The organism is Cellulosimicrobium sp. G4 BAM 1002 (assembly GCF_057126935.1).
Window position 1 is genome coordinate 3144923 of the sequence record NZ_CP182109.1, and the last position, 24503, is coordinate 3169425.

The window sequence follows — 24503 nt, forward strand, 5'->3', positions numbered from 1 at the left end:
TTTCTCTCCTTGCTGGAGTGACGTCGTCGTCAGTGAGGGTCAGGAGCCGTCGCGCCCGGACAGGCGCTCGACACCGCGGAACAGGCCGGAGTGGTCGAGGCCGCCGTCGCCGTTGGCACGGGCGGAGGCCATGAGCTGGGCGACGAGCCCGCCGAGCGGGGCGACGACGCCGGCCTCGCGGGCCGCGGCCGTGACGATGCCGAGGTCCTTGTGGTGCAGCTCGATGCGGAAGCCGGGACCGAAGTCGCGGTCGAGCATCTTGCGCGCCTTCTGGTTCAGGACGGCCGACCCCGCGAGCCCGCCGCCGAGCACCTCGATCGCGGCGGCGGTGTCGACGCCGTACGCCTCGAGGAAGACGATCGCCTCGGCGAGCGCCTGGATGTTCGCGGCGACGACGAGCTGGTTCGCGGCCTTGACGGTCTGGCCCGAGCCGTTCGGGCCCACGTGCACGACCGTCTTGCCGACGACGTCGAGGAACGGCTTGGCCGCCTCGAAGTCCTCCGGGGTGCCGCCGACCATGATCGAGAGCGCGGCGTTGACGGCACCGGGCTCGCCGCCCGAGACGGGGGCGTCGACGATGCGCAGCCCGGCCTCGGTGGCCTGCTTCGCGAGCGCGACGGTGACGTCGGGGCGGATGGACGAGAAGTCGACCACGAGCGCGCCCGGCTTCGCGTTCACGAGGACGCCGTCGTCGCCGGTGAGGACGGCCTCGACGTCGGGCGAGTCGGGAACCATGATCGCGACGACGTCGGCGCCCGAGACGGCGTCCGCGACCGACGCGGCCGCGCGCCCGCCCGCCTCGACGAGCGGCCGGGTCTTCTCGGGGCTGCGGTTGAAGCCCGCGACGTCGTGCCCGGCGTTCTGGAGGTGGACGGCCATGGGGCTGCCCATGATGCCGAGTCCGATGAAGGCGATGGAGGCCATGGTGTGCTCCTCAGGGTCGAGTGTCTGGAGGTTCAGGAGAGGCCGACGGCGGTCGGCCGGGTGCGCGGTGCGTCCGCTGCGCGTCAGCGCTCGGCGGCCGGGAGCCAAGCGAACGGGTCGGCGGCGTCGGTCTTGTACTCGAGCCCGATCCAGCCGTCGTAGCCGCCCGCGCGCAGGTCCTTGGTCCAGCGGTCGATCGGCAGGTCGCCCGTGCCGGGCTCGCCGCGACCGGGCGCGTCGGCGATCTGCACGTGCGCGATGCGCCCGCGGTAGGTCGAGAGCGCCGCGTCGACGTCGTCCCCGTTGACTGACAGGTGGTAGACGTCGAACAGCAGGCCCAGGTTCGTCTCGCCGTGATCGGTCGCGACGCGGTCGATGACCCGCACGGCGTCGGCGGCCGTCTTCAGCGGGTACGCGGGCGCCCCGCTGACGGGCTCGACGAGCACCGTCCCGCCGATGCGCCCGACGGCGCGCGCAGCGAGCGCGAGGTTCTCCGCGCCCAGCTCGTCCTGCGCCTCGGGCGACTCGCCCTCCTGGCGGTTGCCGTAGAGCGCGTTGAACGCGCGGCACCCGGTGCGCTCGCCGATCGCCGTGACGACGTCGAGGTTGGCCCGCAGGTCCGCCGAGCGCGCGGGCCACGACACGAGCCCGCGGTCGCCACCGGGCATGTTGCCGGCGTCGAAGTTGAGCCCCGTGAGCTGGACGCCCGCGGACTCGATGGCGCCGACGAACGCGTCGACCTCGTCGCGGTCAGGCGTGGGCGACGTGAACGGCCACCAGAACTCGACGCCGCGGAAGCCCGCGGCCGCCGCGGCGGCCGGCCGCTCGAGCAGCGGCAGGTCCATGAGCAGGATCGAGCAGTTGACGGTGTACGTCGGGGCCTGGCTCGTCATCGTCGTCTCCCTGGGTCCGTCCGCGCCTCGCTGCGTTGCGATTCCATTCTGCGGAAGTTCTCTTCTGCTTTATGGAAGTGTAACCACGGCCGGCAACGACCGTCAACACCCTGGGCACGCGCGGGGTCACTCGCGGCGGAGGAGGGCACGGCGCCCTGAACCGGCTTCGCTCGCCGGCCGACGACGTTGCGCCCCACGCAGGGCGGTTACCCATCGGACATGTGGCGAGCTGCGCTCTGGAACTGCGCTCGTCGCTGATCCCCGGGCGCGCCAGGGGAACCCGGTCCCGCACCGACACGACGAGCTCCTTGACCACGCGCCGGTTGTCGTCGACGGCTGACCACGACGGCCGCCGTTCGAACGGCAACCACGGGCTCGATGTGCTCGCACTGTGCATCGGCCAAGGCCTGGAACCGCGAGGACGTCACCCCGCGATCACCGGCGAGTCCGCTCACGAGACCGTGAGGCACGCCCCACGTCTCGCACAGACGGGTCGACGCGCTACAGGCCCGTCGTGCTCACTCCGTACTCTGCCTGTTCCGGTGTGAATCCTTCGAAGAGAAGCTGGTCGATCAACCCGGAACGAGAGAATGAGGTGTAGTCGAGGTAGCTCGCCGCCTTCGCAGCCGCCTGCGCGTTCCAGTCGACGCCACCCTCGGCCTCGAGACGGGCGAGAGCAAACTCGGCATCGGCAGCGCTGTAGCCCTCGAACTCGAGCTGACCGACGAGACCCGAACGCGAGAAGGCCGTGTAGTCGAGGTAGTTGACGGCCGACTGGTAGGCGTTCTGCTGAGCGACGGTACCGACTCGTGCCGCTTCTGCGGCGGCCGCCTCGGCGGCGGCGGCCTCTTCCGCGAGCCGCTGTTCTTCCGCCAGCCTCTCCTCCTCGACCTTTGCCGCTGCCGCCGCCTCCTCCTCGGCGAGGCGCTCTGCCTCCGCCTGCTCAGCGGCCGCGCTCTGCTCCGCTGTCTTCTCACTCTCTTGCACATCCGGTGCGCTGGTGATGGCGGAGACCTGCGTGCCGCGGTCATCACCCCCACCGTTCAACGCCGCGATGAGGACGGCGAGCAGCACCAGGAATCCCCCGCCTCCAACAAGGAGCTTGTGACGCGCGAACCACGATCGAGTGGTCGGGTTGCCTTCTGCCGCGCCGACGGCGGCCGGGGCGTTGTCTGATGAACCAGGGGTACGGCCAGGCGGTTGTGGCAAGCCACCCAGATCTTCGAGCCAGAGCTGCCAACCCGGCGGTGGCGGCCCCCACGACGGATCCGGAGTCCAGCCTGGAGGAGGCGTCCACCCAGCGGGCGGAGGCGGCCAGTTCGGCGGAGGGTTGAATCGCGGGGCCATGTGCACTCCACTGCAGAAGTGAGGAAGCGGTGCTCATCAGTCTGCATCGTCGTGCGACTGTCGGATATCGAAAGGGTCCGCGAATCTGCTTCTCAAAGGGTGAAATCGACCTTCCCGCGATGGAAAAATCGCCCAATCCAGTGCTTCTTCGCCTCTTTGCTGTCCGTCGCGGGCGCGTGAGCCGATTCTCGGCGAGGCACCATCTTCTGGTGCCGCAGGCATGAGAATGGTCCGGTTCCAGACGCAGAACCGGACCCTTCTCCTGCTCACAGCTGACGTCAGCGACGGCGGTCGAGCTTGACCTGCCGGTTGACGTCCTTGTAGAGCAGGTAGCGGAACGGCTTCGGGCCGCCCGCGTAGCAGGCCTGCGGGCAGAACGCCCGCAGCCACATGAAGTCGCCCTCCTGGACCTCGACCCAGTCGCCGTTGAGGCGGTAGACGGCCTTGCCCTCGAGCACGTAGAGGCCGTGCTCCATGATGTGCGTCTCCGCGAACGGGATGGTCCCGCCCGGCTGGAACGTCACGATGTTGACGTGCATGTCGTGCGCGAGGTCGTCCGGGTCAACGAACCGCGTCGTCTTCCACACGCCGTCGGTGTCCGGCATCGCGCGCGGCTCGACGTCCTGCTCGCGCGTGACGAACGACGTCGCGGTGTGACCCGGGATCGGCTCGTACACCTTGCGGATCCACTGGAACGCGGCCTTGGCGTCCGAGCGGTTGTGCAGCGCCCAGCGCTCCCCCGCCGCGAGGTAGGCGTACCCGCCCGGCTCCAGCACGTGCTCGACCCCGGCGAGCGTGAGCACGAGCGTGCCCTCGGTCACGAAGACGACCGACTGCACCGTCTCCTCGTCCTCACCCTGGTCGGACCCTCCGCCGGGCGAGACCTCCATGACGTACTGGGCGAACGTCGTCGCGAACCCCTCGATCGGCCGGGCCAGGACCCACAGCCGGGTCTTGTCCCAGCCGGGCAGGTTGCTCGTGACGATGTCGCGCAGCACGCCGCGCGGGATCACCGTGTACGCCTCGGTGACGATCGCGCGGTCGGTGAGCAGCTCGGTCTGGCCGGGCAGGCCACCCTGCGGGGTGTAGTAGGGGGTGGTCTGGGTCATGGGTTCACTCCTCGAGATGATGGGCCAGGTCCGTGGTCGGTGCCCTGGCAAGGGAAGGAGACTCGGTGAGGGCGTCAGCCCGCGACCGGCTGCGGGGCGTGGCCCGAGACGCGCACGGCGTCGAGACCCGCGCGGTCGAGACCGGTGGCGGTGCGTACCTCGACCTCGGTGAGCGCGCCGCAGTCGACACCGCGGCCCAGGAACCAGGCCATCGCCTTGGCCGTGGCCGGCTCGTCGAGGACGCCGCCGCCGTCGGGCACGAACCCCACGTAGGCCGCGAGCCGTGCGAGCGCCGAGGCCGCGCCCTCGCGGTAGAATGCGTAGGTCGCCGCGAACCGGCTCGGCAGCTGCGCGGGGTGCAGGTCCCAGCCCTGGTAGTAGCCGCGCTCGAGCGAGCGGCGCACGAGGCGACCGTGCAGTCGCCACGCGGCGTCGACGGCCTCCGGGTCTCCGACGGGCAGGACGTTCGTCGACCCGTCCGACAGCCGCACGCCCGTGCCCGCGACCGCGAGCTGCATGACCGCCTTCGCGTGGTCGGCCGCGGGGTGCTCCATCGACTGGTAGGCCGCGGCGATGCCGAGCGACGCCGAGTAGTCGTACGTGCCGTAGTGCAGAGCGGTGACGCGACCCGGTGCGGCGTGCACGAGCCGCGCGACGGTCGCCGTGCCGTCCGCCGCGAGCACGGCCTGTGGCGTCTCGACCTGCACCTCGAACCGCAGGCTGCCCGGTCGCAGACCGTTCGCGTCCTCGACGCGCTCGCACGCGAGCGCCATCGCCTCGACCTGCTGCGGCGCGGTGACCTTGGCCAGGGTGACGACGAAGCCGTCGGGCAGCGCCGCCGCACCGTGCTCCGGGACGAGCGAGCCGCGGGCCGCGACGAGCTCGGCGACGAAGAGCGCGAGCGTGCGCACGCCGCGCCGTCGCGTCGCCGCCTCGAGACACTTGATCCGGATCCCGCTGAACGGCGTCGCGGTCCCCTGCGCCTCGGCGCGCGCGAGCTCGCGCGCCGCCGTGACGACGGCGGCGTCCTCGGCGGCGTCACCCCGGTCGCCGAACCCGTCCTCGAAGTCGATGCGCAGGTCCTCGATCGCCTCGACCGCGAGCTTGGCGCGCACGCGATCGGCGACGGCGTCGGCGAGGTCACCGGCACGCTCGGGGGCCCCGACCCCCAGCAGGTCCACGAGGCGTCGCACGCCGTCCACCGACCCGCCCGCAACGTCGACCGACGCGCGCGCCCGCGCCGCCCACTCGGGCGCGAGCCCCGCGGTGTACCGGTCGCCCGGCACGTAGACCGTGTGCACGGGCTGGCGCGAGCCGTCGTCGCCGGGATAGCGCGCCTCGAGCTCCGCGTCCCAGGGCGCGAGCAGCCCGTCGAGCGTCGCGTGCAGCTCCGCGACGCCGTCCTCGTCGAACCGCGCCGGCATCAGGCCGTGCCTCCCGTCCCCGCCTCGTGCGCGACGACGTCCTCGTACGCGGGGAGCGTCAGGAAGTCGACGTAGTGCTCGTTCAGCGCGATGTCCTCGACCAGCGCTGCGGCGCGGTCGTAGGGACCGGCGTCGTACACCTCGTGCCCGACGTCGTCGCGCAGCCGGGCGGCCTCCTCGCGCAGGAGCGTGCGGACCAGGTCAGCCGTGATCGCCGTGCCGGCGCCGTCGCCCGCCGTGAACGTCGCGCCCGAGCGCACCCACTGCCACACCTGCGAGCGCGAGATCTCCGCGGTGGCGGCGTCCTCCATGAGGTTGTGGATCGCGACCGCGCCGTTGCCCGCGAGCCAGGCCGCGACGTACGCGACGGACACGTAGAGGTTGTTGCGCAGCCCGGCTTCCGTCACGTCGCCCTGCGCGGACGACACGTCGAGGAGCTGCTCGGCCGTGACGTGGACGTCGGGACGCTGCTTGTCGAGCTGGTTCGGCCGGTCGCCGAGCACGCCGTCGAACACCTCGCGGCACACGGGGACGAGGTCCGGGTGCGCGACCCACGAGCCGTCGAACCCGTCGCCGGCCTCGCGCTGCTTATCAGCGCGGACCTTCTCGAACGCCTGCGCCGTCACCTCGGGCTCGCGGCGGTTCGGGATGACGGCGGCCATGCCGCCCATCGCGAACGCGCCCCGCCGGTGGCAGGTCGACACGAGCAGCTCCGTGTACGCGCGCATGAAGGGTGCGGTCATCGTGATCGCCCCGCGGTCCGGCAGCGTGAACGAGGGCCCCGAGTCGCGGAAGTACTTGATCATCGAGAACAGGTAGTCCCAGCGCCCCGCGTTGAGGCCCGACGCGTGGTCGCGCAGCTCGTAAAGGATCTCCTCCATCTCGAACGCGGCCGGGATCGTCTCGATGAGCACCGTCGCGCGGATCGTCCCGTGCGGGATGCCGAGCGACGCCTCGGCATGCGTGAAGACCTCGTCCCACAGGCGCGCCTCGAGGTGGGACTCCATCTTCGGCAGGTAGTAGTACGGCCCGGACCCCTGCGCGAGGAGCTCGGCCGCGTTGTGGAAGAAGTGCAGCCCGAAGTCGACGAGCGCGCCCACGGCGGGCGTCCCGTCCACCGTCAGGTGCACCTCGTCGAAGTGCCACCCACGCGGGCGCACCACCATGACCGCGAGGCGGTCGCCGTCGGTCTCGGGACGCAGCGCGTACTGCTTGCCCTCCGGCGACGCGAAGGCGAGCGTGCGACGCGTCGCGTCGTGCAGCGCGACCTGGCCGCCGACGACGTTGCTCCAGTGCGGCGTCGACGCGTCCTCGAGGTCCGCGAGCCACACCTTCGCCCCCGAGTTGAGCGCGTTGATCGCCATCTTGGGCGTCGGGGGGCCGGTGATCTCGACGCGACGGTCGACGAGGTCCGCCGGGGCGCCCGCGACCGTCCAGTCGCCCGCCCGCACGTCGGCGGTCTCGGGCAGGAAGTCGAGGCGGCCCGTCCGGGCGACCTCCTCACGACGCGCGGCGCGCGCGGCGAGCAGCTCGTCGCGGCGGGCGCCGAAGCGGCGCTGGAGGTCCGCGACGAAGTCGAGCGCCTCGGGCGTGAGGATCTCGTCGGACCGCTCGACGTCGGGTCCGTGGACGGTGACGGCCGTGGTGGTGGTCATGGTGGTGTCCTTTCTGCGGGCGGGGGTGCCGGGGAACGTGCTCAGGCCCTCGGCGCCGACCCGGCGTGGTGACCCGTCGTGCTTCCCTGAGCCTGCTCCGACCGGGCGCGCTCCGCGACCTCGGCGACGGCCCGCGCCACGGCGGGCGCGACGGCCGGCTCGAACACGCTCGGCACGATGTAGCTCGCGCTGAGCTCGGCGGGGGCGACGGCGTCCGCGATCGCGACCGCCGCGACACGCAGCATCTCGTCGGTGATCTCGCTCGCGCCGACGTCCAGCAGGCCGCGGAAGAGGCCCGGGAACGCGAGCACGTTGTTGATCTGGTTGGGGAAGTCGCTGCGACCCGTCGCGACGACGGTCGCGTGCTGCGCCGCGGCGATCGGGTCGACCTCAGGCGTGGGGTTGGCGAGCGCGAACACGATCGCGTCGTCGGCCATCGTGGCGATGTCGTCGCCCGTGAGGATGTTCGGCCCGGAGACCCCGATGAAGACGTCCGCGCCCGCGAGCCCCTCGCGCAGCGTGCCCGTGAAGCCCTCGGCGTTGGTCGTCTCCGCGAGACGACGGCGGTGCTCGTCGGTGAGGTTGGCGCCGGCGTGGATCGCGCCGTGACGGTCGAAGGCCACGATGTGCTGTGCCCCCTGTCCCTGCAGCAGCGAGATGATCGCGGACCCCGCCGCGCCGACGCCCGAGACGGCGATGCGCACGTCCTCGATCGCCTTGCCGACGACGCGCAGCGCGTTGGTCAGGGCGGCGAGGACGACGATCGCGGTCCCGTGCTGGTCGTCGTGGAACACCGGGATGTCGAGCTCGTCGCGCAGGCGGCGCTCGATCTCGAAGCACCGCGGCGCCGAGATGTCCTCGAGGTTGATCCCCCCGTACACGGGAGCGATGACCTTGACCGTGCGGATGATCTCCTCGGTGTCGGTCGTGTCGAGGCACACCGGCCACGCGTCGACCCCGGCGAACTGCTTGAACAGCGCGGCCTTGCCCTCCATGACGGGCAGCGCCGCCGCCGGGCCGATGTCGCCGAGACCGAGCACCGCCGTGCCGTCCGTGACGACGGCGACCGTGTTGCGCTTCACCGTGAGCCGGCGCGCGTCCTCGGGACGCTCCGCGATCGCGAGGCACACGCGCGCTACGCCCGGCGTGTAGGCGCGGGCGAGGTCGGCGCGGTGGCGCAGCGGGACCTTCGGGTTGACCTCGAGCTTGCCGCCCAGGTGCATGAGGAAGGTCGCGTCGCTCACGTGCCGCACGACGATGCCCTCGAGCGCGCCCAGTGCGTCGCGGATCCGCTCGACGTGCGCCGCGTCCACCGTGTCGGCCGTGATGTCGACGACGAGGACGTCCGCGCCGGACTCCGAGACGTCGACGCCCGTGATCGCCGCACCCGTCGCGCTGACGGCCGCGACGAGGTCGCTCGCCGTCCGGTGCCCGCTCGGGGCCTCGACGCGGAGCGTGATGGAGTAGCTGGGGCTGGTCGCCGACGGCGCAGCGGTCGGGGAGCTGGGCGTCGCCGGTGCGCCGGCCTGGTGTTCGGACGTCATGGTCGTTCCTTCTTCTCGTATGCTGATGCGTGGCTTCCGTGATGCGGAAGTGGAACGTCGGGGAGTCCCCGCGTTCCTGAGGCGAGGTGCCCGGCCCGTCGGGCGGCACCTGGTGGACAGGAGATGGTGAGATGGCCGAGACCTCGGCGGCGACGGAGCCGACGGAGCCGACGGAGGCCCGTGCCGCGCGGCCCGCGGGTGGCGTGCAGTCCGTGGACCGCGCGATCGAGCTGCTCGAGCTGCTCGCCGACTTCGGTGGTGAGTCCGGGCTCAGCGAGCTCGCCCAGCACGCCGGCCTGCCGCTGCCGACGATCCACCGGCTGCTCCGCACGCTGCTCGCCCAGGGGTACGTCCGTCAGACGCCGTCGCGTCGGTACACGCTCGGCCCGCGACTCATCCGGCTCGGCGAGTCGGCGGGGCGCCAGCTCGGCGCCGGCGCCCGCCCCTACCTGGAGCAGCTCGCCCGCGAGCTCGGCGAGTCCGCCAACCTCGCGATGATCGACCGGGACATGGCCGTCTACGTCGCCCAGGCGTCGTCGAGCCACTCGATGCGGATGTTCACCGAGGTCGGGCGCCGCGTCTTCACCCACTGCACGGGCGTCGGCAAGGCCGTGCTCGCCCAGCTCCCGGACCAGACCGTGCGCGAGATCATGGGCCGCGTCGGGATGCCCCCCGCCACGGACCAGTCGATCACCGACGTGGACGCGCTCCTCGTGGAGCTGGCCGCGACCCGCGAGCGCGGGTACGCGATCGACGACGGCGAGCAGGAGCTCGGCGTGCGCTGCTTCGCGGTCGCGGTGCCCGACGCCCCGACACCCACGGCGCTCTCCGTCTCGGGCCCCGCGGCCCGGGTGACGTACGAGTTCGGCGACCGGGCCGTGCCGGTGCTGCACCGGGTCGCGAACGAGCTGACCCGCGAGCTCATCACCGCCGCGCCCTGAGACGGGCGCGCCCTGGCCCGCCGCGTCTGCTCCGCGGTCGGCCAGGGCGCGTCCGTCCGTCATGGTCCCGGCGACTCAGCAGAAGCCGGTGACGGTCGCCCAGGCGCGCGGCTCGGCCGGGACGCCCTCACGCTGGACGGTCGCCTCGATGAGGCCGTACGGGCGGTCGGCCGCGTAGAAGACCTCGTTGGGGTTGTCCAGGCCGAACGGTGCGAGGTCCACGAGGAAGTGGTGCTTGTTCGGCATCGAGAACTTGATCTCCGCGATCTCCGGGACCGCCTCGAGCACCGCCTTGCCCATCGCGAACAGCGACTGCTGGAGCGCGAGCGAGTGCGTCGTCGCGAACGCCTCGAGCTGGATCGCACGCACCTTCGCGTACACGGCGTCGAAGTCGACGTCGGTCGTGGTGTAGCGCCACCGGGAGGTCACGGACGTCGCGAGGATGCGGTCGTTCGTCTCGACGAGGGTCGTGTACCGGTCGCGCGGGAACCCGTGGAACTCCGAGCCCGTCGACTTGAGCACGACGAGGTCGGTGAGCCCCGACACGACGAAGACCTCGTCGCCGTCGCGCTGGACGACCGTCGTGCGGGTCTCCTGGTTGTTCCGGACGAACGCGTGGTCGTGCTCGCCGTCCGCGGTCTCGATGCGGTTCCAGGAGTACTGCTCGATCTCCCAGCGACCGCCCTCGATCCACTCGAAGTCCTCGACGAAGTGCTGCCCGAGGCGGATCGCGAACTCCTCGATCGCGCCCACGCCGTCACGGGCGAACGCGTAGATCGTGTTCTTCTGGGTGTCGGTGGCGACGCACTTCGAGTTGTCGCCCTCCCGGTGCGTGGCCTCCTGCCCGCCCCGCAGCTGCGAGGAGACGTTGAGGTCCGTGATCTCGTGTCGCGGGGTCGACCGGTCGACGCGCACGAGGCGCACCTCCGCCTTGCCCCACTGGTTGTCCCCGAGGACGATCGCCCCGCCGCTCTGCGTGGCGGCCGTCTGCTCGGCCGTGGTCAGGGTCTCGCTCATGTCAGCTCCCTCGATAGGTCGAGTAGGCGAACGGGCTGAGCAGGACGGGGACGTGGTAGTGCTGCTCAGCGCTCGCCACCCGGAAGACGATGACGACCTCCGGGTAGAAGGACACGGTGTCTCGCCGGTCGAAGTACTCGGCCGTGTCGAACACGAGCCGGTACGTACCGGGGACGAGGGTCTTCGGCCCGAGCTCGGGCACCCGACCGTCGTCGTTCGTGCGGGAGGACGCCACCAGGGACCAGCCCTGCCCCGTCGTCCTGTCCGCGATCTCGGGAGCCGCCTCCAGGCGGACCGTGATCCCCTCGGCGGGCCTACCGCTGGCCGCGTCGAGTACGTGCGTGGTGATGTGGCTGGCGTGGGTGCTCATGCGGACAGCATCCCCCTCAGCCGGAGCGCGGCAATCTCGCGCAGGTTGCGGGCGGCGTTGACCCGCTCGGTGTCGGCGTCGTTGCGCAGGCGCTGCGTGAGCTGCTCGAGGATCTCCTCGGCGCTCCGACCCGCAGCTCTGATGAGGAACACGTGACCGAACTTCTCCTCGTACGCGCGGTTGCCCTCGGCGAGGCGACGCGCGACGTCTCCGTCCGTCGTGTCGACCCCGGCCTGCTCGGACCGCGACATGCCGGCGTCCGCGTCGTCTCCTTGGGCTCGCTCCCCGATCCGCGGGTGGCGCGCGAGGGCGGCGTCGATCTCGGCGTCGGTCCACGGGTCGGCAGCGTCGAGCGCGGCGTCCGACGCGGCGTCGACGCTCGCGAACGGGCGGCGCGCCACGACCTCGTCGGCCCACCGCTCCACGTGCGCGCACGCCAGCAGTGCGGCCCGTGCGTCCTGCGGGGCCAACCGGTTGAGCTCGTCCAGCGTCATCGCCGCGCGTCCCTCTCGAGGTCGATGCCGGGACGACGACGTCCTGGCACTTGGGTTCCATATTGCGGAAGTATGTTTCCGTCTAATGAATGTACGCGGGGTGCCTCGGGAATGTCAACCGGCCACCGCAGCGGCCGTCGCCCCGCGTCACCGCCGGCGGGGACGACGAAGGGCCCGGCAGCGTGTGCTGCCAGGCCCTTCGTCTCGGGACATCAGGAGGAGCCGATGCCCGCGCGGAACTCGTCCTCCAGGATGCTCATCACGGTCGCGTCCGCCCAGCCGTCCCCGTCCCGGTAGACGTCGCGCAGGCGGCCCTCCTCACGGAAGCCCAACGACTCGTAGAGCATGCGGGCCCGCGGGTTGATGCTCAGCACGTCGAGGCTCACGCGGTGCAGGTGCGGCCCCTCGTGCCGCACGCCGTCGACGTCGGTCGCACCCTCGAACGCGAACCTCAGCACCTCGAAGATCGCCTCACGCCCGTAGCCCCGCCCCCGGTAATTGGGCAGGAGCGCGAGACGCAGGTTCGCCGATCGAGCGTCCTCGTCGAGGTCGTTGAGCACGATCTCGCCGATCATCTCGTCGCTGACGGGCACGCCGTCGCGCACGGCACCGGGCGTGATCGACCAGTCGAGACGGCCGTCCCGGTCGCTGATCGTCGCCGCCCACTCGTCGATCTGCTCGCGCGTGAACGTCGCCGTGGTGCCCGTGAGCCTGTTCGACTCGGGGTCCTGGAGAGACTCCCACATCCGGGCGGCGTCCCGCGCCTCGATCGGGCGCAGGCGAACCATCTCGCCGAGCAGAACCGGCCCCCGCGTCACGGCGTCAGCCGATCCGCTCGAGGACGAGCTCGCGCACGCGCCCCGCGTCGGCCTGGCCGCGCGTCGCCTTCATGACCGCGCCGATGATCGCACCGACGGGCCCGAGGTTGCCCCCGCGCACCTTCTCGACGACGTCCGGCTGGGCCGCGAGGGCGTCGTCGATCGCGGCGAGCAGCGCGCCGTCGTCGGACACGACCTCGAGGCCCCGAGCGACCACGACCTGCTCCGGGTCGCCCTCGCCGGCGAGCACGCCGTCGAGCACCTGGCGCGCGAGCTTGTCGTTGATCCGGCCGGCGTCGACGAGCCCCTGGAGCTCGGCGATCTGCGCGGGCGTGATCGGGAATGCTGTGAGGTCCTGCTCAGCCAGCTTGGCACGTCGAGCCAGCTCGCCCATCCACCACTTGCGCGCCCCGGCGGGGCTCGAGCCCGCCGCGACGGTCGCCTCGATGAGGTCGATCGCGCCGGCGTTCACGACGTCGCGCATCTCCGCGTCGGCGTAGCCCCACTCCCCCTGCAGGCGACGACGGCGGGCGACCGGCAGCTCCGGCAGCCCGGCCCGGATCTCCTCGACCCACTCACGTGGCGGTGCCACCGGGACGAGGTCGGGCTCCGGGAAGTAGCGGTAGTCCTCGGCGTCGGACTTCACGCGGCCCGACGTCGTGACGCCGGTGTCCTCGTGCCAGTGCCGGGTCTCCTGGATCACGGTGCCACCGGCGTCGAGCACGGCGGCCTGTCGCGAGACCTCGTACCGCACGGCGCGCTCGACGGACCGGAAGGAGTTGACGTTCTTCGTCTCCGTCCGGGTGCCCAGCGGGGAGTCGGGGGTCGGTCGCAGCGAGAGGTTCACGTCGGCGCGCACGTTGCCGCGCTCCATCCGTGCCTCCGACACGTCGAGCGCGCGGAAGATGTCGCGGAGCGTCTGCACGTAGGCGCGCGCGACCTCGGGGGCGCGGTCCCCCGCACCCGTGATGGGCCGCGTGACGATCTCGACGAGCGGGATGCCGGCGCGGTTGTAGTCGACGAGCGAGTACTCCGCACCGTGGATGCGTCCGGTGGCGCCGCCGACGTGCGTGTTCTTGCCCGCGTCCTCCTCCATGTGCGCGCGCTCGATCTCGACGCGGAAGACCGTGCCGTCCTCGAGCTCGACGTCGATCCAACCGTCGTACGCGATGGGCTCGTCGTACTGCGAGGTCTGGAAGTTCTTCGGGACGTCCGGGTAGAAGTAGTTCTTGCGCGCGAAGCGGCACGTCTCGGCGATCTGGCAGTTGAGCGCGAGACCGATGCGGATCGCGTACTCGACGGCCTTGCCGTTGACGACGGGCAGCGCGCCGGGGAGACCCAGCGAGACGGGGGTCACCTGGGTGTTCGGCTCGCCGCCGAAGCTCACCTCGGCCGAGCAGAACATCTTGGTCAGCGTGCCGAGCTCGACGTGCACCTCGATCCCGATGACGGGGTCGTAGCGTCGCGTGGCGTCGGCGTAGTCGACGAGGTCGGTGGTCGTGGCGGTCATCCGGTCAGCCCTCCAGCTCGGTCGTTGCCGTGGGCAGCGCGGGCGCGCGGTCGAGCAGCGGCCCGCCCCACGCGCTCTCGAGCGCGGCCTCGAGCGCGGCGCCCACCCGGTACATGCGGTCGTCGGCCTTGGCCGGCGCGAGGATCTGGAAGCCGACGGGCAGGCCGTCGTCCGACAGGCCCGCGGGCACGGACATGCCCGGCACGCCGGCGAGGTTCGCCGGGATGGTCGCGACGTCGTTGAGGTACATCGCGAGCGGGTCGTCGAGCTTCTCGCCGAACCGGAACGCCGTCGTCGGCGCCGTCGGGGAGACGAGCACGTCCGCCTGCGCGAACGCCGCCGCGAAGTCGCGCTGGATGAGCGTGCGGACCTTCTGCGCGCTGCCGTAGTAGGCGTCGTAGTAGCCCGCGGAGAGCGCGTAGGTGCCGAGGATGATGCGGCGCTTCACCTCGTCGCCGAACCCAGCACCACGGGTCGCGGCCATGACGCGCTCGGCCGTCACCGGACCGTCCTTGGGCTCGACGCGCAGGCCGAAGCGCATCCCGTCGAACTTCGCGAGGTTGCTCGACGCCTCGCTCGGCATGATGAGGTAGTACGCGCCGAGCGCGTACTCGAAGTGCGGGCAGGAGACCTCGACGATCTCCGCTCCGAGGCCCCGCAGCAGGTCGAGCGACTGGGCGAACCGGGCGCTGACGCCCTCTTGGTAGCCCTCGCCGCTCAGCTCCTTGACGACGCCGACGCGCACGCCCCTCAGGTCGCCCGTCGCGCCCTGGCGCGCCGCCTCGACGATCGCGGGAAGCGCCTCGGGGATGGACGTCGAGTCGCGCCGGTCCGGACCGCCGATCAGCTCGTGCAGGAGCGCGGAGTCAAGGACCGTGCGCGTCACCGGACCGGCCTGGTCCAGCGACGACGCCATCGCGATGAGCCCGTAGCGGGACACCCCGCCGTACGTCGGCTTGACGCCCACGGTGCCGGTCACGGCACCGGGCTGACGGATCGATCCGCCGGTATCCGTACCGATCGCGAGCGGAGCCTCGAAGGCGGCCACCGCGGCCGCGGAACCGCCGCCGGAGCCACCGGGGATCCGGTCGAGGTCCCACGGGTTCCGCGTGTTGCCGTACGCCGAGTGCTCGGTGGAGGAGCCCATGGCGAACTCGTCCATGTTCGTCTTGCCGAGGATCGGCAGGCCCGCGGCACGGATCTTCTCGACGAGCGTCGCGTCGTAGGGCGGGATCCACCCCTCGAGGATCTTGGACCCTGCCGTCGTCGGCATGCCCTGCGTCACGACGACGTCCTTGACCGCGATCGGCACACCCGCGAGCGGGTGCAGCTCCTCACCGGCGGCACGGCGGGCGTCGACGGCACCGGCCGTCTCGAGCGCCTCGTCAGTGTTCACGTACAGGAAGGCGTTCACGACGCTGTCGATGCCGGCGATGCGGTCGAGATGCGCCTGCGTCGCCTCGACGCTGCTCACCTCTCCCGAGCGCAGGCGGTCGGCGAGGTCCGCGGCGGACAGCCGCGTCAGGTCGTCGGTCATCATTCCTCCCCGAGGATCTGCGGGACGGCGAATCGGCCGTCCTCGGCCGACGGCGCCCCGGCGAGCACGTCCGCCACGGGCAGCGCAGGCTGCGGGATGTCGTCCCGGAAGACGTTCGTCAGTGGGAGCGGGTGGCTCGTCGCAGGGACGTCGGGCGTCGCGACCTCGCTGACCTTGGCGATGGCGTCGACGATCACGTCGAGCTCGCCGGCGAGCCGGTCCAGCTCCTCGGGTCGCAGATCGATGCGGGCCAGCGCGGCGACGCGCGCGACCTCGTCACGAGAGATGGTGGACATGCTCGCCATTCTAGTGGGGTCGGGCAACCGGGAAGCCGACGCCCGTGATCCGAGCTGGTCGTAGAAATGCCGAAGGCCCACCCCGGTGGGGTGGGCCTTCGGTGAAGGGTTGTCCGGCGGCGTCCTACTCTCCCACCCCGTCTCCAGGGCAGTACCATCGGCGCTGAAGGGCTTAGCTTCCGGGTTCGGTATGGGACCGGGCGTTTCCCCTTCGCTGTGACCGCCGTAACGCTGTGAACCTGTCAACACTCACGGGTGACCCCCTGTGTGTGGGGGTGTGGTGTTGGTGGTTCGGGAACCGCACAGTGGACGCGTAGCACAAAAAGTGTTGGGTGTTGAAGTTGTCGGCTGATTAGTACCGGTCAGCTGCACGGGTCGTTGGTCCCCGCTTCCACGTCCGGCCTATCTACCCAGTGTTCTGCTGGGTGCCTCTCACCCGCAAGGGGTGTGGAAACCTCATCTTGAAGCAGGCTTCCCGCTTAGATGCTTTCAGCGGTTATCCCTTCCGAACGTAGCCAACCAGCGGTGCTCCTGGCGGAACAACTGGCACACCAGAGGTTCGTCCGTCCCGGTCCTCTCGTACTAGGGACAGCCCTTCTCAAGTTTCCTGCGCGCGCAGCGGATAGGGACCGAACTGTCTCACGACGTTCTAAACCCAGCTCGCGTACCGCTTTAATGGGCGAACAGCCCAACCCTTGGGACCTACTCCAGCCCCAGGATGCGACGAGCCGACATCGAGGTGCCAAACCATGCCGTCGATATGGACTCTTGGGCAAGATCAGCCTGTTATCCCCGGGGTACCTTTTATCCGTTGAGCGACGGCGCTTCCACAAGCCACCGCCGGATCACTAGTTCCGACTTTCGTCCCTGCTCGACCTGTCAGTCTCACAGTCAAGCTCCCTTGTGCACTTGCACTCGACACCTGATTGCCAACCAGGCTGAGGGAACCTTTGAGCGCCTCCGTTACATTTTAGGAGGCAACCGCCCCAGTTAAACTACCCACCAGGCACTGTCCCTGGTCCGGATCACGGACCGAGGTTAGACATCCGAAGCGGTCAGAGTGGTATTTCAACGTTGACTCCACCCGCACTGGCGTGCGGACTTCACAGTCTCCCACCTATCCTACACAAACCGCACCGAACACCAATACCAAGCTATAGTAAAGGTCCCGGGGTCTTTCCGTCCTGCTGCGCGTAACGAGCATCTTTACTCGTAGTGCAATTTCGCCGAGTTCGCGGTTGAGACAGCGGAGAAGTCGTTACGCCATTCGTGCAGGTCGGAACTTACCCGACAAGGAATTTCGCTACCTTAGGATGGTTATAGTTACCACCGCCGTTTACTGGGGCTTAAATTCTGAGCTTCACCCCGAAGGGTTGACCCGTCCTCTTAACCTTCCAGCACCGGGCAGGCGTCAGTCCGTATACATCGTCTTGCGACTTCGCACGGACCTGTGTTTTTAGTAAACAGTCGCTTCTCCCTGGTCTCTGCGGCCGTCCACGCTCCCCGAGCAAGTCGGTTCACGTTTCGGGCCCCCCTTCTCCCGAAGTTACGGGGGCATTTTGCCGAGTTCCTTAACCACGATTCGCTCGATCGCCTTGGTATTCTCTACCTGACCACCTGAGTCGGTTTGGGGTACGGGCGGCTAGAACCTCGCGCCGAGGCTTTTCTTGGCAGCATAGGATCACCCAGTTCGCGCATGCGCGCTCACCGTCAGCTCTCAGCCTGTATGCCTGGCGGATTTGCCTACCAGACGGCCTACAGCCTTGGACGTGGTCAACCATCGCCACGCCGGGCTACCTTCCTGCGTCACCCCTGTTAATACGCTTACCTACTACCGGTTCGGGTCCCGTGCTCCGGTGCCCGTTGACCCCGAAGGGTCGGTGGGCACGTTCGGACGGTTAGCATCACCGGGCTCGGTATGGGCGGTTCTTCGCCGGTAGGAGAATATCAACTCCTTGTCCATCGACTACGCCTGTCGGCCTCGCCTTAGGTCCCGACTTACCCAGGGCGGATTAACCTGGCCCTGGAACCCTTGGTCATTCGGCGGACGGGTTTCTCACCCGTCTTTCGCTACTCATGCCTGCATTCTCACTCGTGTGGGCTCCACCGCTGGGTTCCCCCGCGGCTTCACTGCCCACACGACGCTCCCCTACCCACCTGCGCCTCTGGACCACGAAGGCCTGAGTTGAGCGCAGATGCCACGGCTTCGGCGGTGTACTTGAGCCCCGCTACATTGTCGGCGCGGAATCACTTGACCAGTGAGCTATTACGCACTCTTTCAAGGGTGGCTGCTTCTAAGCCAACCTCCTGGTTGTCTGTGCAACTCCACATCCTTTCCCACTTAGCACACGCTTAGGGGCCTTAGCCGGTGGTCTGGGCTGTTTCCCTCTCGACTACGGAGCTTATCCCCCGCAGTCTCACTGCCACGCTTCCACTTACCGGCATTCGGAGTTTGGCTGACGTCAGTAACCTTGTAGGGCCCATCGGCCATCCAGTAGCTCTACCTCCGGCAAGAAACACGTGACGCTGCACCTAAATGCATTTCGGGGAGAACCAGCTATCACGAAGTTTGATTGGCCTTTCACCCCTAACCACAGGTCATCCCCCAGGTTTTCAACCCTGGTGGGTTCGGTCCTCCACGCGGTCTTACCCGCGCTTCAACCTGCCCATGGCTAGATCACTTCGCTTCGGGTCTAGACCCAGCGACTGTATCGCCCTGTTCGGACTCGCTTTCGCTACGGCTTCCCCACACGGGTTAACCTCGCCACTGAGCACTAACTCGCAGGCTCATTCTTCAAAAGGCACGCTGTCACCCCAACCAAGGAGGCTCCAACGGATTGTAGGCACACGGTTTCAGGTACTATTTCACTCCCCTCCCGGGGTACTTTTCACCTTTCCCTCACGGTACTGGTCCGCTATCGGTCACTAGGTAGTATTTAGGCTTAGCAAGTGGTCTTGCCAGATTCACACGAGATTTCTCGGGCCCCGTGCTACTTGGGATCCCCTTCGGGAGGCCACGCCATTTCGTCTACCGGACTGGCACCGTCTGTGGTCCGCCTTTCAATGCGGTTCGACTATGACGCGACTTTCTGACTCCCCGGCAGACTGTCAGATCCACCAGAAGGGTCCCACAACCCCGAACACGCAACGCCTGACAGCTTGAACACGCGCCCGGTTTGGCCTCATCCGCTTTCGCTCGCCACTACTCACGGAATATCTCTTCCTGTCGGTACTGAGATGTTTCACTTCCCGACGTTCCCTCCACACACCCTATATATTCAGGTGCGGGTCACACGACATGACTCGTGCGGGGTTCCCCCATTCGGACACCCTCGGATCACAGCTCGTTTGCCAGCTCCCCGAGGCTTATCGCAGGCTACAACGTCCTTCTTCGGCTCCTAGTGCCAAGGCATCCACCCTGTGCCCTTAAAAACTTCAACAAACAACAAAACTGCAGAAACCAAGAACCACACCCACCAGAACGACCCCGAAGGACCGACCAGCAAGCAGGTCTTGATCTTACAAAGATGCTCGCGTCCACTGTGCAGTTCTCAAACAACCAACGACCCCGACCCCACCCGACCCGCCTACCACCCCAGCACACCCGCCCCCACACCCCCCGAAGGAAGCACAGCGACGAACAACCAGGACAGCGGTTCGTGGTCGAAGGACCGGCCCGTACCAGGCACCCCACCAACCGGTGGCCGGTGACCTGAGGACCCAACAGTGTGCTCGACAAGCGCCCGACCCCACCACCACCGTTCCACCACACCCACCAGCCCCGAAGGACCAGCAGACGCAGGTACTAGGCACCAGCGACGACCCGACGCTCTTTCGTCAATGTTCCACCCATGAGCAACCACCCAAACGCGCGTTCGGCGATGGCGTGGCACCTGAACACCCACCCACCAGCACAGGGCCGGCGACGATGAGTGTTGGTAGCTCCTTAGAAAGGAGGTGATCCAGCCGCACCTTCCGGTACGGCTACCTTGTTACGACTTAGTCCCAATCGCCAGTCCCACCTTCGACCACTCCCCCCGGTAAACCGGTTGGGCCATGAGCTTCGGGTGTTACCGACTTTCGTGACTTGACGGGCGGTGTGTACAAGGCCCGGGAACGTATTCACCGCAGCGTTGCTGATCTGCGATTACTAGCGACTCCGACTTCATGGGGTCGAGTTGCAGACCCCAATCCGAACTGAGACCGGCTTTTTGGGATTCGCTCCACCTTACGGTATCGCAGCCCTTTGTACCGGCCATTGTAGCATGCGTGAAGCCCAAGACATAAGGGGCATGATGATTTGACGTCATCCCCACCTTCCTCCGAGTTGACCCCGGCAGTCTCCCATGAGTCCCCGGCATAACCCGCTGGCAACATGGGACGAGGGTTGCGCTCGTTGCGGGACTTAACCCAACATCTCACGACACGAGCTGACGACAACCATGCACCACCTGTGCACGAGTGTCCAAAGAGACCACCATCTCTGGTGGCTTCCCGTGCATGTCAAGCCTTGGTAAGGTTCTTCGCGTTGCATCGAATTAATCCGCATGCTCCGCCGCTTGTGCGGGCCCCCGTCAATTCCTTTGAGTTTTAGCCTTGCGGCCGTACTCCCCAGGCGGGGCACTTAATGCGTTTGCTGCGGCACGGAACTCGTGGAATGAGCCCCACACCTAGTGCCCAACGTTTACGGCATGGACTACCAGGGTATCTAATCCTGTTCGCTCCCCATGCTTTCGCTCCTCAGCGTCAGTTGCGGCCCAGAGACCTGCCTTCGCCATCGGTGTTCCTCCTGATATCTGCGCATTCCACCGCTACACCAGGAATTCCAGTCTCCCCTACCGCACTCTAGTCTGCCCGTACCCGATGCAAGCTCGAGGTTGAGCCTCGAGTTTTCACACCAGACGCGACAAACCGCCTACGAGCTCTTTACGCCCAATAATTCCGGACAACGCTTGCGCCCTACGTATTACCGCGGCTGCTGGCACGTAGTTAGCCGGCGCTTCTTCTGCAGGTACCGTCACTTGCGCTTCTTCCCTGCTGAAAGAGGTTTACAACCCGAAGGCCTTCATCCCTCACGCGGCGTCGCTGCATCAGGCTTGCGCCCATTGTGCAATATTCCCCACTGCTGCCTCCCGTAGGAGTCTGGGCCGTGTCTCAGTCCCAGTGTGGCCGGTCGCCCTCTCAGGCCGGCTACCCGTCGTCGCCTTGGTAGGCCATCACCCCACCAACAAGCTGATAGGCCGCGAGCCCATCCCTGACCGAAAAACTTTCCAACCACCCCCATGCGAGGACGGCTCATATCCGGTATTAGCCCCGGTTTCCCGGAGTTATCCCAAAGTCAGGGGCAGGTTACTCACGTGTTACTCACCCGTTCGCCACTAATCAACCCAGCAAGCTGGGCATCATCGTTCGACTTGCATGTGTTAAGCACGCCGCCAGCGTTCGTCCTGAGCCAGGATCAAACTCTCCGTAAATGAACAACGCCAACCACCAGGCAAACCCGGCAGCAGACAATCCATACGAAGCAAACCCCCGAAGAGGTTCACAAAACTGGCATCAACACGAAAGATGACATCATCTTCCGAAATTCAACCAAAGGAATCCCAGACACAACCAACCACCCCACCCACAACGGGCAAGACGACCAGCCATGCCACGGGACAAAAAATGGCATTGACTAACAAGCACACTGTTGAGTTCTCAAACAACCGACACACACCAACTCAGCACCACCCGACCGGGCAGAACCTCACTTGGGGCAACCCTTCAACCTTACCAGGTTCTCCCTGGCCTGCCAACTCCGCGCGGTGAGCGCGGTGTGGACGACCGAGGGGTCCGGCATGCAACGCCAGGTTGCCCTGTCGTTGCGACGGAAGGAGTCCGACCCCGGGACCAGCCACCCTCGATCATTCGAGTCGGTGTCTGTTCCTCCCTGTCGGGCGGACATCCAGAAGATTACGCGGCTCTGCGCGGCACGGTCAAGCCGGGTCCCGGTGACCCGGGACACAGGCGCGCGCCGCGCGTTCGGCACGGGCACGATGCGCTCCGCCGAACGGCCTCTAGCCGGGTCGAGCCGCCCGCAGCACCACGCCGTCACCCGGCCGCAGCTGGGCCGCGCGATCGACGTCGGCCGCGCGCAGCACGCCGATCACCGGGTATCCCCCGGTGACGGGCCGGTCGGCGAGGAACACGACCGGACGACCGTCCGGCGGTACCTGGACCGCACCGCGCACCAGCCCTTCCGAGGGCAGCTCACCCGCTCGGCAGGGCACGGACTGACCGTCGAGGCGGAGCGCGACGCGGTTGCTGTCCGGCGTCACTGTCCGCAGCGCCCGCAGCGCGTTCCACGCTCCCGTCGAGAACCAGTCGGCCCGCGGGCCCGGGACGACCCGCAGCACCACGCCCGCGCGCTCCCCCGGCCGGGTCTCGCCCGCCGGGTACCGGACGGGCGCGACGTCGACGCTGGGCCACGCCCCCGACGGCGGCTCCCCGACCCCGAGCACGTCGCCGGCCCGCAGCGGCGCCGGGCCGATGCCGGCCAGCACGTCTCGCGAGCGGGACCCGAGCACGACGTCCGCCGCGAGGCCACCCCGCACCGCGACGTACGTGCGCAGACCCCGGGCCGGGGTGCCCAGGCGCAGCACGCTGCCGTCGCGCACGGGGACCGGCGCGTGCATGCCCACCGGCGTGCCGTCCACGCTCGCGGGCAGCGCCGCCCCGGCGAGCGCCACGAGGGCGTCGCCGGCGAACCGCAGCACGAGGCCGCCGAGCGTCACCTCGAGCGTCGCGACGTCGGGACCGTTCGCCACGAGCCGGTTCGCGAGATCGTGGGAGGAGCGGTCCGCCGCCCCCGACGGTCCGACGCCGATCGCGGCGAGGCCCGGGCGGCCCACGTCCTCGACGAGCACGAGCGGCCCGGTCCTCACGACCTCGACCGCACGCCTCGGGGCGGTGCGCCCGCCCGCTGCGGCAGGTCGGCGGAACCGCTGGTCGCTCGCCCCCGGTGACCCAGCCTGAGACCGCGCTTCCGAGCCCGTCGAGCCCGTGGAGCCCGACGGCCCCGACGGCCCCGACGGCCCCGACGGCCCCGACGGCCCCGACGGCCCCGACGGCCCCGACGTGCCTACCGGGCCCGTTCTCTCGTCCGTACCTGCGACCGCACGCGAGAGATGCGCGGTGGCACGGCCGGCGACGAACCGGACGCGGGACCCGGGGGCGACGAGCGCCGGTGGGTCGCGGTCGACGTCGAACATGCGCGCCGTCGTCGAGCCGAGGAGCCGCCACCCTCCCGGGGACTCGCCGGGATAGACGGCGGTGAGGTCGCCCGCGAGTGCGACAGACCCTGCCGGCACGTGCGTGCGCGGAGTCGCGAGGCGCGGTGCAGCGATGACGGGGTCGACGCCGACGAGGTAGGTGAAGCCGGGCGCGAACCCGCCGAAGGCCGCGTCGTACTCGCGTCCCGCGTGCCGGGTCACGACCTCCTCGACGCTCACGCCGGCCCACCGGGCGACGTCAGCGAGGTCCTCGCCGTCGTAGACGACCGGGATCTCGACGCGTGGCCCGCTCGGTGCGACCGCCGTCGGTTCCGTTTGAGCGGCGCGTCTCAGTGCGTCACCGACCCACGCCTGCGCGTCCCGGACGTCGGCGGACGAGGCGCAGCGCACGAGGACCGTGCGCGCTGCCGGGACGACGTCGACCACGCCGGGCGGCACGTCGCGCGCGAGGGCACCGTGCAGCGACCGGACCGCGTCGAGGTCCGGCAGGTCGACGAGGAGCGCCGACTCCCCGTAGCCGTGCACGACGCCAACGGGTCGCGTCATGCCGCGGTGCCGCCGTCGGGCGCCTCCGGCGGCGCGGGGTCCACGAACGCCCGCACGACGACGCCGCCCTCCTCGAGCGACCGGCGCACCGTGCCGAGCAGCTCGACGGCGCCGGGCGTGTCCGAGTGCACGCACACCGAGTCCGCGTCGACGCGCAGCCAGGTGCCGTCCACCGCGACGACCGAACCGGACGTCACGAGGTCGAGGACGCGGGCGGCGACCTGCGCGGCGTCGTGCAGGACGGCGCCCGCCGCTCCGCGCGGGACGAGCTCCCCCGTCGGGAGGTACCCGCGGTCGGCGAACGCCTCGCGGACCGTCGGCAGGCCGACGGCCTCCGCGAGCCGGAGGACCGCGGACCCGGGCAGGCCGACCACGGGGAGCGACGCGTCGTAGTCGCGGACCGCGTCGACGACGGCGCGGGCCTGTGCCCCGTGGTGGACGATCGCGTTGTACAGGGCGCCGTGCGGCTTGACGTAACGCACGCGGTCGCCGGCGACGCGCGCGATCCCGTCGAGCGCGGCGAGCTGGTAGAGCACGTCGGCGGCGAGGTCGGCCGGGGCGACGTCCATGAACCGTCGCCCGAACCCGGCGAGGTCGCGATAGCTCACGTGCGCTCCGACCCGCACCCCGTGCGCGACGGCGTCGCGCGTGACCGTGCGCATCGTCGTCGGGTCGCCCGCGTGGAAGCCGCACGCCACGTTCGCGCTGGTCACGAGGTGGAGCAGCGCCTCGTCGTCGGCGAGCGTCCAGCGGCCGAAGCCCTCGCCGAGGTCCGCGTTGAGGTCGATGCGCGTCACCCCCACA

Annotated in this window: 17 protein-coding genes and 3 rRNA genes; 1 reads left to right on the plus strand and 19 read right to left on the minus strand. The window is 69.1% G+C overall.

All coding sequences use genetic code 11. The features are described from left to right. Positions 1–39: 39 nt before the first annotated feature. The 7 genes from ACMXGY_RS14280 to ACMXGY_RS14310 form a co-directional block, all read right to left on the minus strand. Complete coding sequence (locus ACMXGY_RS14280; protein ID WP_483776870.1) at positions 40–960, minus strand: 2-hydroxy-3-oxopropionate reductase; 921 nt, start codon at positions 958–960, stop codon at positions 40–42. A gap of 47 nt (positions 961–1007) precedes the next feature. Continuing rightward, positions 1008–1817, minus strand: coding sequence for a hydroxypyruvate isomerase family protein (locus tag ACMXGY_RS14285; RefSeq protein ID WP_483773647.1), 810 nt, complete (start codon positions 1815–1817; stop codon positions 1008–1010). Between the two features lie 501 nt (positions 1818–2318). Beyond that, positions 2319–2891, minus strand: coding sequence for an Ltp family lipoprotein (locus ACMXGY_RS14290; RefSeq protein WP_483773648.1), 573 nt, complete (start codon positions 2889–2891; stop codon positions 2319–2321). Between the two features lie 551 nt (positions 2892–3442). Then, a complete protein-coding gene (locus ACMXGY_RS14295) occupies positions 3443–4273 on the minus strand; it encodes a bifunctional allantoicase/(S)-ureidoglycine aminohydrolase (protein ID WP_483773649.1) in 831 nt (276 codons plus the stop codon). Between the two features lie 74 nt (positions 4274–4347). Further along, positions 4348–5697 carry a DUF6986 family protein gene (locus tag ACMXGY_RS14300; protein ID WP_483773650.1) on the minus strand — a complete coding sequence of 450 codons (1350 nt, stop codon included), beginning with the start codon at positions 5695–5697 and terminating at the stop codon, positions 4348–4350. Then, on the minus strand, positions 5697–7352 hold the full coding sequence (gene aceB / locus ACMXGY_RS14305; protein ID WP_483773651.1) for a malate synthase A: 1656 nt from the start codon (positions 7350–7352) through the stop codon (positions 5697–5699). Before aceB ends, ACMXGY_RS14300 begins: the two co-directional genes overlap by 1 nt. 41 nt (positions 7353–7393) lie before the next feature. Then, complete coding sequence (locus ACMXGY_RS14310; protein WP_483773652.1) at positions 7394–8896, minus strand: NAD-dependent malic enzyme; 1503 nt, start codon at positions 8894–8896, stop codon at positions 7394–7396. A gap of 131 nt (positions 8897–9027) precedes the next feature. Here ACMXGY_RS14310 and ACMXGY_RS14315 point away from each other — a divergent pair, with 131 nt between their 5' ends. Next, positions 9028–9837 carry an IclR family transcriptional regulator gene (locus ACMXGY_RS14315; protein WP_483773653.1) on the plus strand — a complete coding sequence of 270 codons (810 nt, stop codon included), beginning with the start codon at positions 9028–9030 and terminating at the stop codon, positions 9835–9837. 75 nt (positions 9838–9912) lie between these two features. Here ACMXGY_RS14315 and pucL read toward each other — a convergent pair whose 3' ends face one another. The 12 genes from pucL to ACMXGY_RS14375 form a co-directional block, all read right to left on the minus strand. Beyond that, the gene (pucL, locus tag ACMXGY_RS14320) at positions 9913–10854 is read right to left on the minus strand and encodes a factor-independent urate hydroxylase (RefSeq protein WP_483773654.1); all 942 of its coding nucleotides are present in this window, start codon (positions 10852–10854) and stop codon (positions 9913–9915) included. 1 nt (position 10855) lies between these two features. Next, positions 10856–11224, minus strand: coding sequence for a hydroxyisourate hydrolase (gene uraH / locus ACMXGY_RS14325; RefSeq protein WP_483773655.1), 369 nt, complete (start codon positions 11222–11224; stop codon positions 10856–10858). Then, positions 11221–11718 carry a 2-oxo-4-hydroxy-4-carboxy-5-ureidoimidazoline decarboxylase gene (gene uraD, locus ACMXGY_RS14330; protein ID WP_483773656.1) on the minus strand — a complete coding sequence of 166 codons (498 nt, stop codon included), beginning with the start codon at positions 11716–11718 and terminating at the stop codon, positions 11221–11223. Before uraD ends, uraH begins: the two co-directional genes overlap by 4 nt. Before the next feature lie 212 nt (positions 11719–11930). Next, positions 11931–12506 (minus strand): GNAT family N-acetyltransferase, encoded by a 576-nt coding sequence (locus tag ACMXGY_RS14335; RefSeq protein ID WP_483773657.1) that lies wholly within the window; start codon positions 12504–12506, stop codon positions 11931–11933. A 34-nt stretch (positions 12507–12540) separates the two neighbouring features. Beyond that, positions 12541–14046: an Asp-tRNA(Asn)/Glu-tRNA(Gln) amidotransferase subunit GatB gene (gene gatB, locus ACMXGY_RS14340; protein WP_483773658.1), complete on the minus strand. Its 1506-nt coding sequence runs from the start codon at positions 14044–14046 to the stop codon at positions 12541–12543. A gap of 4 nt (positions 14047–14050) precedes the next feature. Beyond that, entirely contained in the window at positions 14051–15583 is a 1533-nt protein-coding gene (gene gatA / locus ACMXGY_RS14345; protein WP_483773659.1) for an Asp-tRNA(Asn)/Glu-tRNA(Gln) amidotransferase subunit GatA, read from the minus strand. Beyond that, a complete protein-coding gene (gatC, locus tag ACMXGY_RS14350; protein WP_483773660.1) occupies positions 15583–15879 on the minus strand; it encodes an Asp-tRNA(Asn)/Glu-tRNA(Gln) amidotransferase subunit GatC in 297 nt (98 codons plus the stop codon). Before gatC ends, gatA begins: the two co-directional genes overlap by 1 nt. A gap of 111 nt (positions 15880–15990) precedes the next feature. Next, positions 15991–16107: ribosomal RNA gene (gene rrf, locus ACMXGY_RS14355) — 5S ribosomal RNA — on the minus strand. Positions 16108–16211: 104 nt separating this feature from the next. Next, positions 16212–19319, minus strand: a 23S ribosomal RNA gene (locus ACMXGY_RS14360). Between the two features lie 510 nt (positions 19320–19829). Then, positions 19830–21353: ribosomal RNA gene (locus ACMXGY_RS14365) — 16S ribosomal RNA — on the minus strand. The 16S, 23S and 5S rRNA genes sit together here, the layout of an rRNA operon. A gap of 585 nt (positions 21354–21938) precedes the next feature. Further along, a complete protein-coding gene (locus tag ACMXGY_RS14370; protein WP_483773661.1) occupies positions 21939–23699 on the minus strand; it encodes a 5-oxoprolinase subunit B/C family protein in 1761 nt (586 codons plus the stop codon). After that, positions 23696–24496 carry a LamB/YcsF family protein gene (locus tag ACMXGY_RS14375; protein WP_483773662.1) on the minus strand — a complete coding sequence of 267 codons (801 nt, stop codon included), beginning with the start codon at positions 24494–24496 and terminating at the stop codon, positions 23696–23698. The genes ACMXGY_RS14370 and ACMXGY_RS14375 overlap by 4 nt, the downstream gene beginning before the upstream one ends. Positions 24497–24503: the final 7 nt, after the last annotated feature.

Bases quoted from the DNA above. Each gene is read 5' to 3' on its own strand.
- pucL (WP_483773654.1), bottom strand. From the start codon at position 10,854: ATGAGCGAGACCCTGACCACGGCCGAGCAGACGGCCGCCACGCAGAGC.
- ACMXGY_RS14335 (WP_483773657.1), bottom strand. From the start codon at position 12,506: ATGGTTCGCCTGCGCCCGATCGAGGCGCGGGACGCCGCCCGGATGTGG.
- gatC (WP_483773660.1), bottom strand. From the start codon at position 15,879: ATGTCCACCATCTCTCGTGACGAGGTCGCGCGCGTCGCCGCGCTGGCC.
- ACMXGY_RS14285 (WP_483773647.1), bottom strand. From the start codon at position 1,817: ATGACGAGCCAGGCCCCGACGTACACCGTCAACTGCTCGATCCTGCTC.
- ACMXGY_RS14295 (WP_483773649.1), bottom strand. From the start codon at position 4,273: ATGACCCAGACCACCCCCTACTACACCCCGCAGGGTGGCCTGCCCGGC.
- uraH (WP_483773655.1), bottom strand. From the start codon at position 11,224: ATGAGCACCCACGCCAGCCACATCACCACGCACGTACTCGACGCGGCC.
- aceB (WP_483773651.1), bottom strand. From the start codon at position 7,352: ATGACCACCACCACGGCCGTCACCGTCCACGGACCCGACGTCGAGCGG.
- ACMXGY_RS14315 (WP_483773653.1), top strand. From the start codon at position 9,028: ATGGCCGAGACCTCGGCGGCGACGGAGCCGACGGAGCCGACGGAGGCC.
- gatA (WP_483773659.1), bottom strand. From the start codon at position 15,583: ATGACCGACGACCTGACGCGGCTGTCCGCCGCGGACCTCGCCGACCGC.
- ACMXGY_RS14310 (WP_483773652.1), bottom strand. From the start codon at position 8,896: ATGACGTCCGAACACCAGGCCGGCGCACCGGCGACGCCCAGCTCCCCG.
- gatB (WP_483773658.1), bottom strand. From the start codon at position 14,046: ATGACCGCCACGACCACCGACCTCGTCGACTACGCCGACGCCACGCGA.
- ACMXGY_RS14370 (WP_483773661.1), bottom strand. From the start codon at position 23,699: ATGACGCGACCCGTTGGCGTCGTGCACGGCTACGGGGAGTCGGCGCTC.
- ACMXGY_RS14300 (WP_483773650.1), bottom strand. From the start codon at position 5,697: ATGCCGGCGCGGTTCGACGAGGACGGCGTCGCGGAGCTGCACGCGACG.
- uraD (WP_483773656.1), bottom strand. From the start codon at position 11,718: ATGACGCTGGACGAGCTCAACCGGTTGGCCCCGCAGGACGCACGGGCC.